At 61.3% G+C, this 1,160-nt stretch carries 1 protein-coding gene; it reads right to left on the bottom strand.

Features of this window, described 5'->3' with window-relative positions; all coding sequences use genetic code 11:
* Positions 1 to 1,160: immunoglobulin-like domain-containing protein (locus CYD26_RS25160; protein WP_178081742.1), on the bottom strand; the 1,160-nt coding region annotated here is incomplete at both ends.

Genomic DNA, 1,160 nt, shown 5'->3' with positions numbered 1-1,160 from the left:
TCAACGGTGATGCTGCCTTCTTTCGCGCCCGCGGCGATGGTGACGACCTGGTTGTTGCTCAGGGTCACCTTCATTTCAGTGCCGGCTGGGTTGGTCAGCGACACGGTGTAGACGATCTTGCCGCCTTCGGTCACTTCGCCAGTCGCGCTGACGCTCAGGCCAGTCGAATCCTGCGTGCCTGGACCATCGGTTACGGTCGTGGTTGGCTTGCCTGTGGCTTCTACTTTCTCGTAGTTGCCGCCACTGATGTCCGTGATGCTGTTGGTCAGTGGCGCGTTGGTGTTGTGGACGTTGTTCGGCGCGGTGAACGGCACCGAACCCGACGACTCACCCACCGGGATGGTGATGGTCTGGCCGTTGGCCAGGGTCACCACCAGCGGGGTACCGGTAACCGGGGCGTTGACCGACGCGGTGTAGGTGACAACGCCACCTTCAACCACGCTTGGAGTGGCGCTCAGGGTTACGGTGGTGGTGTCGATGGTGTCGGTAACGACAGTCACTGCCGCATCTGGGCTGGTCACCAGGCTTTCGAAGTCACCACCGGTGCTGCCGGTGATGGTGACGTTCAGCGTCTCGCCGTCTTTGTAGACGTCGTCGGCTGGAGCATCAACGGTGATGCTGCCTTCTTTCGCGCCGGCGGCGATGGTGACGACCTGGTTGTTGCTCAGGGTCACCTTCATTTCAGTGCCGGCTGGGTTGGTCAGCGACACGGTGTAGACGATCTTGCCGCCTTCGGTCACTTCGCCAGTCGCGCTGACGCTCAGGCCAGTCGAATCCTGGGTGCCAGGACCATCGGTGACAATCGTGGACGGCTTACCAACGGCTTCTACTTTTTCGTAGTTACCACCTTCAACATTGGTAATGCTGTTGGTCAGCGGTGCGTTGGTGTTGTGGACGTTGTTCGGCGCGGTAAACGGTACCGAACCGGAGGACTCACCGACCGGAATGGTAATGGTCTGGCCGTTGGCCAGGGTCACCACCAGCGGGGTGCCGGTAACCGGGGCATTGACCGACGCAGTGTAGGTGACAACGCCACCTTCAGCCACGCTGGGTGTAGCGCTCAGGGTCACGGTGGTGGTGTCGATGGTGTCGGTGACGACAGTCACTGCCGCCGTTGGGCTGGTCACCAGGCTTTCGAAGTCACCACCGGTGCTGCCGGT

The sequence above is a fragment of the Pseudomonas sp. FFUP_PS_473 genome (assembly GCF_002858665.1).
GTDB classification, from domain to species: Bacteria; Pseudomonadota; Gammaproteobacteria; order Pseudomonadales; family Pseudomonadaceae; genus Aquipseudomonas; species Aquipseudomonas defluvii.
Note: the sequence above shows the minus strand (reverse complement) of the source record. Positions and strands in the feature narration are given on the sequence as shown.